A 13,298-nucleotide genomic window follows, 5' to 3' on the forward strand; every position below is an offset into this window, starting at 1 on the left:
CATTAAAAAAGGAACGCTGAGCGTTCCTTTTTTTTTCTATCTATTGCGTCAACAGCCAGCGGGCGGTGGTTTCGTCGGTGACTAAACCATTGATCCAGCGACCGCGCAGCGCGGCGAGAATGGCGGGGCGTTTGTCTTCACCACAGGCAGCGCCAATGCGTGGGCAGTCGTTGCTGCGAATGTCATGGCTGGTGATGAAGGTGTTGATGGCGCAATCAATCACGTCACCTTGGGCGTTGATGAAGCGGCCGAGAATTTCTCCCACGGCGCCTTGTTGATTTAGCTCGTCGGCCTTATCGGCGGAGATAAAACCATCTTGGATGATTGGGCTTGCTTTACTCAATGAGCCGATACCGATAAACACCACGTTGGCATTGCTGGCTACGGCGGCGACTTCCTCAAACACGCGCATGCCGGTCCAGACTTTCAGTTCATCGGCTGACAGGGCGTAACGCGGCGCAGGTAACTGGTAATAGTTGGCGCGAATTTTCCGCGCCAGAATCAGCGGCACATCATCGTAGTAGTTACATTGACCATTCACTCCCATCGCGCTGATCAGCGCCACGCATTGGCTGTTGGGCGATTCGAAATCAATCCGGTTGATCGCTTTTTTCAGCGTCAGCCCCGAGCCGATGCCGATGATTTGATTCTGCTGGTCTTTGACGTATTTTGACATCAACTGAAAGCAGCCAAACGACACGTTATCTAAGGTTTCCTCGTCGCTGGTGGTGGGGACGATGTTGCACTCCACCAGTTGATACTTCGCTTTCAGCAGTTCTGCGTAATCTAAACAGGTTGAAATCGGGTGGTGCAGGCCAACCGAAACAATGCCTTCCTCTTTGGCTGCCGCAATCAAACGTTGCACCACCGGACGGGATAAACCGAGTTCAGACGCAATATCGCTCTGATTGCGGCCGGAGATGTAATACATCCAGGCGGCACGCACCATTTGGTCGGTTTTAAAACTGTCGTCTCTTGCCACATTTCATCCTTACTATTCAATGTCTTGCGCCTGTTCTAAAGCTTTGATTTTTCGTCTTGGGCGCGCGAATACCTCGTATCTTCTCTCGAACGTCTTCGGAGTGCAATAGTTATCAATTACCCACAAATGAACAAAAGACCTTTAAATGGTCTTTTGTTCATTTTGTTTTTGTGGCATAAATATCAGAGGATTTCCAATCGTGGTTATTCTATTTTCGCTCGATTAATTTGAGGTAAGTATGAACAAAAAAGCAGTAATTTTTGATATGGATGGCGTGATCATTGATTCCGAGCCGTTGTGGCAGGAAGCGCAGATTGAATCTCTGGCCGGGTTCGGTGTGGCGATCACGCGTCAGGATTGTGAACAACTGACCATGGGCAAGCGCATTGATGAGATTGCGCGCACGTGGTGTGAAACGTATTCGCTGGCGGTTGACTCAGAAGTGTTAGAAACCCTGATTCTGACCAAGCTGTGTCAGCGCATTTCGGCAACGGGCGAAGCGATGGCAGGCGTGTACGACGCTTTGCACTTTTTTGCCGAGCGAGGATTGAATATTGCGCTCGCGACCTCTTCAAACCACGTGGTGATCAAAGCAGTGTTTGACCGTTTATCGCTTTGGGACAAATTCAGCGTGATTTGCAGTGCGGAAGATGAAAAGCACGGTAAACCGCAACCGGATGTGTACCTGACCGCCGCGCGCAAACTCAATGTTGCGGTGTCTGATTGCTTGGTGATTGAAGACAGCTTCACTGGCTTAACTGCGGCCAAACGTGCTGGTATGACGACATATCTGGTCTCGCCTGAGAGCCAACAAGACAAATTTGCCATCGCCGATGCGCGATTTTTGGATCTTAACGCCGTGATTGCTTCGTTACGCAACGCGATTGTCGCTTAGTCCAATATTTCATTGCGGTTAAAGTGGCCGCAATCATTTAATTTATTATGGACTTTGGATTCCATAATGTTTGGCATGATTGGCAATCGAATTCCCGCAGAATGAATCGCATAATGCAATCACTTTGAAAAACACAGTTGCTCAATCGACTCATTCAGCGACTTAACCAGTTACACTACTTGCGGGAAACCACCATGTCGAACCAAATTATTGCAGACCTGACTAAACGTTATACAGCCAAGCGTTACGATGCGAACAAGAAAATCTCATCAGACGATATGGCGATCATCAAAGAGGCGCTGCGTCTTTCTGCCTCATCTATCAACGCACAGCCTTGGAAATTTATCGTGATTGAGAGCGATGCGGCGAAGCAACGTTTCCATGATACGTTTGAACGAAAACACCAGTTCAACCAACCGCATGCAAAAGCGGCGTCGCACACTGTGTTGCTGGCGTACAACCCTAAATTCACCAAAGACGATTATCGTAAAGTGGCCGACGTTGAAGTGTCATCGGGTCATCTGCCAGCGGATCGTTACGACGGTTTCCTCAATGGTGCGTTTACGTTTGCTGAAGCGAATACTGACGACAACGGCTTTAACGGTCACTGGACGAAAGCGCAAACTTACATCGCATTGGGTAACCTGCTACATGTGTTGGCTCGTTTGGGTATCGATTCCACCCCAATGGAAGGCGTAGACCAAGAGCTGATCGGTGACGTGTTCAGCGAAGAGCTGGATGGTTACGTGTGTGATGTGGCAGTGGCGATGGGCTACCACCTGGAACTGGAAGACTACAACCATGGCCTGCCAAAAGCTCGTTTGCCAATGGAAGACGTTCTGACTGTTCTTTGATTTTAGATAGATGCATGAGTACATGCATTAAAACGTGACTCACACTTTATCGAACCATGTCTTGGGTCTTTGAGTATCAGTGACAAAGCGTAGTGAGATGCTACGCTTTGTAGAGGAAAGTAAGATGAAAATAGCCATTGCAGCAGCCAGTGGACAATTAGGCTCAGCCGTTGTCAAAGCACTGCTTCAGTTTACGCCATCTCATCAAGTGGTAGCGCTCGCGCGTACCGTTGAAAGAGCGATGTCGTTGGGTGTTGAGGTTCGTCCAGGCGATTACAATCAACAGGCACAGCTTGAAAAATCACTGCAAGGCATTGATACGTTATTGATGGTGACGAGTATGAGCCATGCAGATGAACGCATGATTCAACATCGCAATGTCATTACGGCGGCGCAGCGAGCTGGTGTTCGTAAAATCGTTTATACCAGTATCCAAGGGGCAGAGCACGACACTGCGTTTTCTCCTGTGGTGCAAAGTAACCGAAAAACCGAGTTGATGCTTCAGCAATCTGGATTGGATTGGGTTATTGGGCGCAATGGGATTTACATCGAACCGGACGTGGAATATTTGAATGAATACGTTGCCGCCGGTGAAGTGGCAAATAGTGCTGGAGATGGCTTATGTGGTTATACCACGCGTGATGAATTGGCTTATGCCTACGCGAAACTCCTGACCGACGATAAGCACAATGGCAAGATTTACAATCTCAATGGTCAGCCAATGAGCCAGTATCAATTGGTGCATTATTTAAATGAAACTTTTAATACGCACTTAGTTTATGTTCCAATGGATACTGAAGCATTTAGATTGAGCCGTATTCCTGAATTGGGCGATTTCTTAGGGAATGTGGTTGGTGGCATATATGAGAGCATTCAGACCAACCAACTGAACAATGAAAGTCAGTTTTACGCTGCAGCGGGCAGGCAGCACATCACGTGGGATGAGTACTTTCAATGTTTGAAATCATAAATAAATGCCACGACAGGTGGCATTTAGACAACAAATTAAGATCAATACTATGAACTCATCAGTTACCCGACGCAGCTTTCAGCTACATTATGAGCACTATGGTTTCATTGTTGTTACGCTGTTATCTCTGGTTCTCATCGCATTTCCACGCTATAGCATTTCCGCGATTTCTCATGTCACGCAAACCTTCGTTGAACGTTTTGGTCTTAGCTTCTTGTTGTTCTCGTCCGCTACGATTTTTGTGTGCTTGCTGATTGCAATGAGCCCGATAGGGAATATCAAATTAGGGGGGCAAGCGGCCAAGGTTGAATTCTCAACGTTTAGTTGGATAACCATGCTCTTTACCTGTGGCATGGGATCAGGATTGGTCTTTTGGGGCGTCGCGGAGCCAACGTCACATTTTGCTCATATGCCTGCTTTTGGCATTTCGCCTGCAGATAAAATCGACAACGCTTTGGCGCTGACTTATTTCCACTGGGGGCTACATGCATGGTGTATCTATGCGTTGGCTGGGCTCACCATCGCGTGGTTTACGTTTAATCGCGGGCGACCTTTGTTCATTTCTTCCAGTGTGAATGCCGAGTCTAAACGCGGCTTATTTGTGACCATGGATTGGTTGGCCATTGTGGCGATTCTGTTTGGTGTCGCGGGGACGTTTGCCAATACCATTGCTTTGATTCAGGCGGGTGTGGAGAATATTTTTGGTGTCAATGCAGACTCTGTGCTGTTTAGGTACAGCATCATCTTTTTGATTTCTATCTGCTTTACAGGCTCATCATTACTGGGGTTAAACAAGGGAATTAAGCGACTGAGCCAACTCAACATCGTGCTTTTATTGGTGATGATGATGTTTGTCGTGATGTCATTTGACCCCATCACGATTCTAAATCGCGTGCTGTCATCTACGGCTCGCTACGTCGAAATCTTACCCGACGTTTCATTTTCACTTGCGCCCAACGATGAGCAATGGAGTGTGGGCTGGACGATTATCTATATTGTGTGGTGGATAGCTTGGGCGCCCTTTGTTGGCCCTTTCATCGCAAGAATTAGCCAAGGTCGGACGGTTCGCCAGTTTATTCTGTGTGTCGCGCTTGTACCGTCATTGGCCTCAGTTTTATGGTTCACGGTGTTTGGTGGCACGGCTTTGGAACAAGCCTCTGCTAGCCTAATTATTGATGCTGTGGATCTGGATTATACGCAAGGCTTGTTTCTGTTTTTGGACCAATTGCCGCATGGCAGCATGATTGCCTGCCTCGCGATTGTTTTGTTAATCACTTTTATCATTACCAGCGCTGATTCTGCGTTACTGGTTTGCGGTATGTTGGATGGAAAAACCGGGAAAAGAAACACCATGCTCTGGGCAGTTGTACTGCTGGGCTTATCGCTCAGTCTGATCTATATCAACGATGTGAACCTCAACAAACAGGTCGCCATTGCCGGAGCGCTACCTTTTACGTTTGTTCTCATTGTGCAAATCGTTTCTATGCTGAATGATATGGTCAAACAATATCAATCGTCGGCTTCCTAAGGCCGTCACTCACCATGCATTGTTTAGACATGCATTGTTTAGATAGAACGGCTTCACCCTTTATTGCTTTTTTGATTGGATAATCTATGTCAATTAGTCACCAGTTGTCTCTGTTTGTCGATGTGGTTCGTCAGGGCTCATTTTCTAAAGCGGCGTTATTGCATGATATGGATAACTCGGCGCTGTCAAAGCAGATCAAAAAGCTGGAACAGAGTCTGGGTGTTCAGTTGTTGAACCGCTCAACCCGTACCATTTCGCTCACACCCGTTGGCGATGAAATCTACCAGCAGGCGCAGGTGCTGGAAGATACGCTCATCAATATCCAACGTATTGCAGAAACCTACCAGTCAAAGCCCAGTGGCAGCATTAAAATTGCCGCTCCCAACTATTTCGGTCAGCGCTATCTACAACCGGTTCTCGATGCGTTTATCAGCAAATATCCGGAGGTGGAACTGACGCTAGTGCTGGATGATAAACGCGCCGACATCATTGCGGATAAGTTCGATATCGCGATTCGGATCGGCAAATTGGCCGATTCCAACTTGATCGCCAAGAAGATCACCAACACCAATTTTGTCCTGATAGCCTCGAAAGACTTTGTGGCAACACATGGTCTGCCGGAGACTCCCGAAGCTCTGATTAGCCTGCCTGCGGTGATTTATGCCAATGGCGATGTAACGTTAGATAAACTGACGATAAGCTTTGAGCCGGGCAGCCAAGAGATGCTCAATCTGACCATGAAAGGCAACTTCAAAGTCAACGATGTGAAGCTGGTGGTGGAGTCGATAAAAAAAGGCGTCGGTTATGGATTGATAGACATGTTTGGTTTGGAAGAGTCATTAGAAGAGGCGGGGTTGGTGCAACTGCTGCCCGGTTATGTGATTTCCACCATGAGTACCGGAATCTATGCCATCTACCCCAATCGCCAGCGCAGCCTGTTAGTCGATGACTTTGTCAGTTTGCTGATGAACCACCTCGGTGAACGGCCATTCTGGCTCGACTATGTCGATATGAACTAAAAAAGCGAGCTGATGAGCTCGCTTTTGACTTTAGAACGGATACTTATTTCACGTAAACCCGTGGGTTCGCACTGCCCCAAAGGGTGTAGAGTTCAGGGAAAATCACTTCCGCGTTGTTTTCCATTTCCGAGGCGGAAATGGTCTCGCCTTGTGATTGACCAAACAACACCACTTCGCTGCCCGCTTTTACGCCTTTGATGTGGGTTACATCCACCATGGTGGTGTTCATCGACGCCACGCCTACCACGTTGGCACGTTGACCGTTAATGATCACCTGCGCTTTGTTGCCCATTTTACGTGGGTAACCGTCTGAGTAACCGACCGGAATGTTCGCCATCAGGCTGTCTTGCTGCGTGGTGAAGGTGCTGTCGTAACCCACGGTGCTGTTTTTCGGCAGGTGATGCAGTGATGCCACGCGCGTCTTGAATGACACGATTGACGGGTACTCCGGATTGGTCGGCTGATCGCCGTACAGTACTCCGCCAGGACGCACCATATCCAGTTGCGCTTCTGGCACATTCAGCGCTGTGAACGAGTTCGCCACGTGCAGCAGAATGTCTTCGCGGTTGAGTTTCGCTTCTTTGATCAACCATGCTGAATGGGTGTTGAAAGACGCCAGTTTTTGGCGCACTTCGTCCGCGTCGTAGCTCGGGAAGTGCGTCATGATACCGACAATACGCACGCCTTTGGCGGCCGCGATTTGTAGTGATTCTTTCTTGCCGGCATCGGTAGTCATATCAATACCGTTACGGCCCATGCCACCGTCGTTCAGTGCCAGATGCACTTTGATGTCGTGTCCGGCCTTTTTTGCCAAAGCAGAGAGCGCTTTGGCTTGTTCTGCGCTACCGATCAGCTCTTCCACGTTAAGGTGCATCGCGTCTTTGATTTCGCCAAGGCTGGCTGAACGAACACGCATCAATTCACCTTTAAAGCCGCTGTCGCGCACTGCTTGCGCTTCCGCATTGCTGGCAATCGCGACACAAGGGATCTGCTGCTCAAGAATGGTTGGCATCAAACCCTGAATACCGTTGCCATAGGCGTTGGCTTTCATGACCGCGCAGATCTTTGTGTGGCTGTTCATTTTCGATTTGAACTGTTCGATGTTGTCGCGGAACTGCGTTAAGTTGATCTCAAGCCAGGCGTTGGCCGCTTGAATGTCTTGTTGCTGAGTGTCACCGCTGAAAAGATTTAAAGGCGCGCTTAATGCTGGTGTAGCGGTAGCGAAAGTGGCAGCGGCGATGGAGAAAGCCAGTAACGTTTTCTTTAGACGCATAACGTCTCCTTATACAGTTATTGTTGGAGGAGGGTAGAGATAAGATTCAGAAAGCGTTGGGGTTGGCACTCCGCGGGGAGTGCCAGACAGATTAATGCAGTTTAAAGCGTCCCATTACATCCTGAAGTGACACAGAAAGTTGGCTCAGTTCACGACATGCTTGCGCCGTTTGCTGTGAACCTTGCGCGACTTCCTGTGAAGCAAAGTGAATGTTCTCGATACTGCGGCTCAGTTCTTCAGCAACCGAATCTTGTTGGTTACAGGCGGTCGCGATTTGGCTACCCATGTCAGAGATATCGGCGATAGAACGTTCGATCTCGCCCATCAGTTGTTTCGATTGCAGGCCTTGTTGCGCGCAACCGGTAATGCTAGTGCGTGACAACTCGGTGGCTGACTTGGCATCTTTTGCCAGAGATTGCAGCTGCTCGATAATGGTGGTGATTTCGCTGGTCGATTGCTGAGTGCGTCCCGCCAGTGTACGAACTTCATCGGCCACCACAGCAAAGCCACGGCCTGATTCACCCGCACGCGCGGCTTCAATCGCGGCGTTCAACGCCAACAGGTTGGTTTGGTCTGCGATGTCGCGAATCACGTCCACAATCACGTTGATCTTGCTTGATTGCAGTTCCAGTTCGGTCACGGTGTCACCAGCGTTACCAATCACGTTAGCTACGTCTTCAATGGTATCGACCATGTGCTGGGTTTCACGCACGCCGTGTTGGGTACGCTCGTTTGCTTCACTGGCCTGGCTGGCCGACTCTTCGGTGTTGCGCGCAACATCCGCGACCGCCGCTTTCATCTCGGTCATCGCTGTGGCGATATGGGTGATTTGTAGCTGCTGATCTTTCATGCCGGAAGCCGACAGATCAGAGATTTGCGTCATCTCTTCCACTGCGCTGCTCAGTTGTGTGACAGCCGCGATGACGTTGTCGATCACCTGACGCAAATCATCTTGCATCTTGCTGGTGGCATCGGCCAGTTCACCCAGTTCATCGTTACCGATGGCCTGACGGTCAAGATCACTGGACAGATCACCGGTTGCAATGGCGTTCGCTTGCGCCACCACCAACTTCAATGGGCCGCAGATCAGACGCGTCAAGACATAAGTCATGGCAACCATGATGAGCAGAATGATGACGTTGCTGCCGATAGAAGAAGTACTTAAGTCATTTACCGAGGTAAGAATATGACGCTTATTGTCTTCCATGGCCTTCTTAAGAACCAGGATCAGTTCGCCCAGCTCAGAGTCAACGTCTTCGAAAGCAGATAAAGATGAAGAAAGAATAGGTTGTGCTTTGATTTTATCGTTAGCTAACATAGCGGCGTTATATTGATCCATCGTACCGAGATAAATTTCCCAGTTACGCATGATTCGTTTAAACGTTTGCTCTTCTTCTCCCGGCCATACGGTTTTTCCATAAGCTTCTAATTCGCGAGCGATTTCATTTCGTTTACGAATATTACTTGTAATTTGATTATTTATTTTATCAGCATTATCTAATGTATAAGCGACAAACTGTGAACGTCTCCAGCGAGAAAGATCATCGCGAATAGCATCTACACGTTCTACTGCTGGCAGGGTGTCATCGGTGTAGTTGAGGAGCTCTGCTTTAATGTTCTTGAGCTCAGAAGACAAAAATACGCCAAAGGCGATATTAATTAATGCTATGATCAGAAAGGAAAAAGAAATCTTTTTCGCAATGGAAAGATTCTTGATAAACATATGTTGATATACCTTGATTTTTTATTTTGACTACAAAGTAAACCATATCCGTATATGTAATTTTGATCCGTATTTTTACCGCAAGGCGCGCAAGTTAACACTTATTGACTAAATTTTCGATAAGGATATTGGATTAAAATTAAAATAAATTATGTCAATAATTTAATACAGATTTCGAACACGCCATTTTGACGCAGCCATAATTCTGACTATGTAGAATTAGTGTTAATTTCAATTCATTTCGTCCTTCGTTTATTTATTCTTTAACGGCACTTCTAACCCTAAATGGCTAGGTTGTTCATTGCATAGATATTTTTTAATCACGCAAACGAATGCGTGGAAAAGATGTTTTTTTCTCAATCGGATAAATCGGTGACCTACAACAAAACCACCATGCTGATTGAAGAAATTGAAGATAAAAAACGCGTTTATGGTTTGGAAGCCCTCGCGTCCTATTGGGTACACGAAAACATTCAGCTGGGCGCGTCGGGTCACTATGTTATTTCTGAAGTCAAAGGCGACGACGGTTTGGAAGATGACGCCGCCGCGTATGACTACAAAGGCCGCGGTCGTACCTACACACTCAACTACCAAGTGAAGTTCTAACAAGTCCCGTCACACCGATATTTGCGCCCAATAATTATCCGGATTGGGCGCAAAACATACCGCGTGGAGCGTTTGTTGCTCATTCAGTTGATAAATATGAATTATTTTGTTGACCTGAAAACTCAATCCGTTAAAGTACGCCCCGTTCCCGCGATGATGTCGCCGGAACGGATGGTGTTACCATCGCATGATTGCGTTGCCCTGGTGGTGAAATTGGTAGACACAAGGGATTTAAAATCCCTCGACTTTCGAGTCGTGCCGGTTCAAGTCCGGCCCGGGGCACCATCAACAAAAACCATCCATTGAGGCGCGTTGGCAGAGTGGCCATGCAGCGGATTGCAAATCCGTGAACCTCGGTTCGACTCCGGGACGCGCCTCCATTCTTTCTAACCAGCACTTTGCTGGTTTTTTTGTTTTTGCCTCTCACGATTTCTTATCTCTCTATGATATGTGCATTGCTTCAATGCGATGACGCTCTGCGCTTTGTTGTCTTCATTTCTAACGATGGGTTGTTCTCCAGCTAACTTACGCGTCTATGCCGAAAGGAATTGCGGTCGATGTTCCGTCATCTTCCTGAGCGAGAACTATAATGTAACAAGTTGTAACAAATTAATCCGAATTGTCGGGTTAACTCTTTCTGGAATAAGCACGTGGTGGTTTTTTTAGATCAATAAACAGGAGAGATTATTGTGAAAAATTTACTAAGAATGGCCGCGTTTGCCACGGTTGTCATGGCGGCTCAAGTTCCGGCTGCCAGTATGTCTGCTCAGGTTGTTCATGCTGATCTGTGGGATCAAATGGGCGTCATGGGGATTAAATTGGATGTGCCCAGCGTTGTTGAAGGTTCGGTGTCTTTTGAAGTGATTAACAGTTCTACGACCATGGTGCATGAAATGTTGGTGGTTAAGGTCAACAATTTCCATGAAAGCTTACCTTATCAAGCGAATGAAGCGCGCGTGATTGAAGATAAAGTACAGGATTTTGGCGAAGTGTCTGAACTCGAACCGGGTCAGTCTGGTTCACTGACGGTCAACCTGAAACCAGGTAAGTATTTGCTGCTGTGTAACATACCTGGGCACTATGAAATGGGAATGTTCACCCCATTTATCGTGGAACCCAAAATGGGCAAGTAAGAGCATCACGACACAATGGGTGAGGGGGAACTTGTTCCATTGTTCGATGGTTGCTACACCAGTGTGAGCGCGTGCCAGCCAAGTTCTCAGTGATGTGGGCACAAAAAAGGCCAGCCCAAGCTGACCTTTTATTTCCCTACTGCTGATAGAGCGCTTGTTCGGTTCGCAGACCTTTGATCAAACTGACACACATCAGCAATAGTACAAAGCTGAACGGCAATGCAGTGGCAACCACTCCAGACTGCAAAGCCTGCAGCGCTTCTTTACCACCAATCCAAAGCATAACTGCCGCGATAGCACCTTCAACACTGGCCCAGAAAATGCGCTGAGGAATCGGTGCATCGACCTTACCGCCCGCCGTAATGCTGTCTATGACCAGCGAACCGGAATCGGATGAGGTAATAAAGAAGATCAGAATCAGGACAATCGAGATCATCGAGATTGCACTGCCAAACGGCAACTGGTCGTAGACATGAAACAGGGTGAGCGAGATATCGGTCAGACCATGAGCGCCCAGTTCGCCGACTTTATTCGCCACTTGATCCAGAGCAATGCCACCAAATACCGCCATCCAAATCAGTGTCAGCAGTGTCGGAATAAACACGACCGCGCACAGAAACTCTCGCACAGTGCGGCCACGTGAAACACGAGCGATAAACATACCGACAAATGGTGACCATGAAATCCACCATGCCCAGTAGAACACAGTCCAGCCATGCATCCACACTTCATCTTCTCGGCCGTGTGGGTTGCTCAAACCAATGATGTTTTGCGCGTACGCCATAAAGGTATCCGGAATTGAGCTGATGGCAGTGTCAAAGGTAACCGCGATAATGAAGATGAGCAGTGCGAAAGCAAAGGCCATGTTGATGTTACTCAGCACTTTTACGCCGCCATCAATACCACGAATGACCGAAATGATTGCAATTAAAGTGACAAACACAATCACGGCGAGTTGCATGCCGATTCCGCCATCGGTACCGAAAATGTAATTGATGCCGCTGGTGGCTTGCTGCGCACCAAGTCCCAGTGAGGTTGCAAGACCAAACAACGTCGCCAGTACCGCCATAATATCAATAGCGTGACCAAGCCATCCCCAGGCACGATCGCCGAAAACCGGGTAGAACACGCTGCGGATCGACAGCGGCAGGCCTTTATTGAAAGCAAAGAATGCCAACGCGAGTGCCACAATAGCGTAGATGGCCCAGCCATGAATTCCCCAGTGGAACATGGTCGCACCCATCGCCAATGACTTTGCTTCTGGCGTATACGCCTCGACATTAAGTGGTGTTCCCCACCAGTCGGTGTAATAGGCGGTAGGCTCTGCCACACTCCAGAACAGTAGACCAATACCCATACCTGCGGCAAAAAGCATAGACAGCCATGATACGCGTGAGTGATCCGGAACGGCATCTTTACCACCGATGCGGATTTTACCGAAAGGGGAAACCATCAACGCAAAAGTGAAGAGTAAGAAAAAGTTGGTGGCCCACATAAAGAACGCATCAAAGTCTTCGATGATACCGTTCTTGAGAGTATTTAGGGCATCTTTGGCCGTCACTGGATCGACGACCAGTAATGATGCCAGAAACAGAATGATTAATCCCGCGCTGATCCCGAACACTGGGTTGTGGACGTCAAAGCCCCATTTCTGAATGTTGTCCTGACCGACCTGATAGTCAGTCGTTTCTATACTGTATTTCTTTAAAGCATCTTCCATAAAATCGCTCAAAATGTTTTGTGTACTCGTTAAGTGGTTGACTTAATCCGTACAGTTCTAGTTCGTCAAAATCAAAATTAATTTGTGTACGAATGAAATTTTGTGATGGGAATGGTAACGAAAAACGAACGCATAAGTCAAATTAAGGCGTCTGTCCTTGTTTTATTGGTTGTGTTTGATGCCATATGGAAAGTTGGAAAGGATTGTGTACGAAATATTATGATGTGTGGGTTTCTTCGGAAACCTTTGGCCGCAGAATATTTCTCTTTAAGGAATGGTATTCGGTAGGGAGATACGCTGCCTCTGTTCTTGACGGGTTCGTTGCCGCAGTAAATCGTTTGATCTTCGTCACAGTCTATTGGGGGAGATGTTTGTCAGGGTTTTGTCCGATTTGAGTCGCTAATTACCCATCCAACATAAGGGCTTTATTCGTCAACAAAATCGAAATGAATGGATGTTTTTTGCTCGATTTTGTTGTAGGTAATGTCTAATCGACTTCGTAGATTAGGTGAGTTATCTATGACTCTAAAACGACGGAATAAAATAGCGCTACAGGTAAATTGGCACTAAAAACAGTATGATAAATTATCATAAT

General features: G+C 47.5%; 10 protein-coding genes, 2 tRNA genes and 1 pseudogene. 9 read left to right on the forward strand and 4 right to left on the reverse strand.

From position 1 onward, the window contains the following. Positions 1 to 40 precede the first annotated feature (40 nt). The gene (locus tag JIG40_RS09570; protein ID WP_024374301.1) at positions 41 to 982 is read right to left on the reverse strand and encodes a sugar-binding transcriptional regulator; all 942 of its coding nucleotides are present in this window, start codon (positions 980 to 982) and stop codon (positions 41 to 43) included. A gap of 238 nt (positions 983 to 1,220) precedes the next feature. Here JIG40_RS09570 and hxpB point away from each other — a divergent pair, with 238 nt between their 5' ends. From hxpB to JIG40_RS09595, 5 genes are all read left to right on the forward strand, one after another. Beyond that, the gene (hxpB, locus tag JIG40_RS09575; RefSeq protein ID WP_199465240.1) at positions 1,221 to 1,877 is read left to right on the forward strand and encodes a hexitol phosphatase HxpB; all 657 of its coding nucleotides are present in this window, start codon (positions 1,221 to 1,223) and stop codon (positions 1,875 to 1,877) included. Positions 1,878 to 2,071: 194 nt separating this feature from the next. Further along, positions 2,072 to 2,731 (forward strand): NAD(P)H-dependent oxidoreductase, encoded by a 660-nt coding sequence (locus tag JIG40_RS09580; RefSeq protein ID WP_154183382.1) that lies wholly within the window; start codon positions 2,072 to 2,074, stop codon positions 2,729 to 2,731. Positions 2,732 to 2,855: 124 nt separating this feature from the next. Further along, positions 2,856 to 3,701: an SDR family oxidoreductase gene (locus JIG40_RS09585; RefSeq protein ID WP_154183384.1), complete on the forward strand. Its 846-nt coding sequence runs from the start codon at positions 2,856 to 2,858 to the stop codon at positions 3,699 to 3,701. Positions 3,702 to 3,750: 49 nt separating this feature from the next. Next, positions 3,751 to 5,229: a BCCT family transporter gene (locus JIG40_RS09590; protein WP_229601534.1), complete on the forward strand. Its 1,479-nt coding sequence runs from the start codon at positions 3,751 to 3,753 to the stop codon at positions 5,227 to 5,229. An 86-nt stretch (positions 5,230 to 5,315) separates the two neighbouring features. Next, positions 5,316 to 6,248, forward strand: coding sequence for a LysR family transcriptional regulator (locus tag JIG40_RS09595; RefSeq protein WP_154183388.1), 933 nt, complete (start codon positions 5,316 to 5,318; stop codon positions 6,246 to 6,248). A 43-nt stretch (positions 6,249 to 6,291) separates the two neighbouring features. Here the strand turns inward: JIG40_RS09595 and alr are convergent, their stop codons facing one another. Both alr and JIG40_RS09605 read right to left on the reverse strand, forming a co-directional pair. Continuing rightward, positions 6,292 to 7,521 carry an alanine racemase gene (alr, locus tag JIG40_RS09600; protein WP_055453692.1) on the reverse strand — a complete coding sequence of 410 codons (1,230 nt, stop codon included), beginning with the start codon at positions 7,519 to 7,521 and terminating at the stop codon, positions 6,292 to 6,294. A gap of 91 nt (positions 7,522 to 7,612) precedes the next feature. After that, positions 7,613 to 9,244 carry a methyl-accepting chemotaxis protein gene (locus JIG40_RS09605; protein ID WP_024374305.1) on the reverse strand — a complete coding sequence of 544 codons (1,632 nt, stop codon included), beginning with the start codon at positions 9,242 to 9,244 and terminating at the stop codon, positions 7,613 to 7,615. Between the two features lie 348 nt (positions 9,245 to 9,592). Here JIG40_RS09605 and JIG40_RS09610 point away from each other — a divergent pair. The 4 genes and pseudogenes from JIG40_RS09610 to JIG40_RS22855 all read left to right on the forward strand — a co-directional run. Further along, a pseudogene (locus JIG40_RS09610) lies at positions 9,593 to 9,850 on the forward strand (hypothetical protein); the annotation flags it as partial. Between the two features lie 198 nt (positions 9,851 to 10,048). Further along, a tRNA-Leu gene (locus tag JIG40_RS09615) sits at positions 10,049 to 10,135 on the forward strand. 21 nt (positions 10,136 to 10,156) lie between these two features. Further along, positions 10,157 to 10,230: transfer RNA gene (locus JIG40_RS09620), tRNA-Cys, on the forward strand. Between the two features lie 309 nt (positions 10,231 to 10,539). Continuing rightward, positions 10,540 to 10,983, forward strand: a complete 444-nt coding sequence (locus JIG40_RS22855; protein ID WP_199251778.1) for a sulfocyanin-like copper-binding protein — start codon at positions 10,540 to 10,542, stop codon at positions 10,981 to 10,983. A gap of 136 nt (positions 10,984 to 11,119) precedes the next feature. On the opposite strand, the gene JIG40_RS09630 is transcribed toward JIG40_RS22855, so the two are convergent. Next, complete coding sequence (locus JIG40_RS09630; RefSeq protein ID WP_020432189.1) at positions 11,120 to 12,703, reverse strand: BCCT family transporter; 1,584 nt, start codon at positions 12,701 to 12,703, stop codon at positions 11,120 to 11,122. Between the last annotated feature and the right edge of the window lie 595 nt (positions 12,704 to 13,298).

It is taken from the genome of Vibrio sp. bablab_jr001 (genome assembly GCF_016464285.1).
Classification (GTDB): Bacteria; Pseudomonadota; Gammaproteobacteria; order Enterobacterales; family Vibrionaceae; genus Vibrio; species Vibrio fluvialis.

What these genes read in the sequence shown, in the direction of transcription:
- hxpB (WP_199465240.1), top strand. Translation starts at nt 1,221, where the DNA reads ATGAACAAAAAAGCAGTAATTTTTGATATGGATGGCGTGATCATTGAT.
- JIG40_RS09580 (WP_154183382.1), top strand. Translation starts at nt 2,072, where the DNA reads ATGTCGAACCAAATTATTGCAGACCTGACTAAACGTTATACAGCCAAG.
- JIG40_RS09585 (WP_154183384.1), top strand. Translation starts at nt 2,856, where the DNA reads ATGAAAATAGCCATTGCAGCAGCCAGTGGACAATTAGGCTCAGCCGTT.
- JIG40_RS09590 (WP_229601534.1), top strand. Translation starts at nt 3,751, where the DNA reads ATGAACTCATCAGTTACCCGACGCAGCTTTCAGCTACATTATGAGCAC.
- JIG40_RS09595 (WP_154183388.1), top strand. Translation starts at nt 5,316, where the DNA reads ATGTCAATTAGTCACCAGTTGTCTCTGTTTGTCGATGTGGTTCGTCAG.
- alr (WP_055453692.1), bottom strand. Translation starts at nt 7,521, where the DNA reads ATGCGTCTAAAGAAAACGTTACTGGCTTTCTCCATCGCCGCTGCCACT.
- JIG40_RS09605 (WP_024374305.1), bottom strand. Translation starts at nt 9,244, where the DNA reads ATGTTTATCAAGAATCTTTCCATTGCGAAAAAGATTTCTTTTTCCTTT.
- JIG40_RS09630 (WP_020432189.1), bottom strand. Translation starts at nt 12,703, where the DNA reads ATGGAAGATGCTTTAAAGAAATACAGTATAGAAACGACTGACTATCAG.